The sequence below is a fragment of the Metabacillus litoralis genome, assembly GCF_007994985.1.
In the GTDB taxonomy this organism is placed as follows: Bacteria; Bacillota; Bacilli; order Bacillales; family Bacillaceae; genus Metabacillus; species Metabacillus litoralis.
Genome location: NZ_VOQF01000074.1, coordinates 1 through 345, shown reverse-complemented (window position 1 = coordinate 345; position 345 = coordinate 1). Strand labels below are relative to the sequence as shown.

2 tRNA genes are annotated in these 345 nt (G+C 49.9%); both read right to left on the bottom strand.

Annotated features, from left to right (window positions below):
* Positions 1–92 precede the first annotated feature (92 nt).
* A tRNA-Ser gene (locus FS935_RS23255) sits at positions 93–183 on the bottom strand.
* A gap of 9 nt (positions 184–192) precedes the next feature.
* Positions 193–267 (bottom strand) — tRNA-Asn (locus tag FS935_RS23250).
* Positions 268–345 lie beyond the last annotated feature (78 nt).

The window sequence follows — 345 nt, the reverse complement described above, 5'->3', positions numbered from 1 at the left end:
GATTCGAACCTCTGACCGACGGCTTAGAAGGCCGTTGCTCTATCCTGCTGAGCTAAAGGCGCATGTTTTTATATTATAAAATATGCACACGATGGCGGAGAAAGAGGGATTTGAACCCTCGCGCCGCTTACACGACCTACACCCTTAGCAGGGGCGCCTCTTCAGCCACTTGAGTATTTCCCCATATAAAAATGGCTCCGCAGGTAGGACTCGAACCTACGACCGATCGGTTAACAGCCGATTGCTCTACCACTGAGCTACTGCGGAACAAAAAATTATTATTATGGTGGGCCTAAATGGACTCGAACCATCGACCTCACGCTTATCAGGCGTGCGCTCTAACCA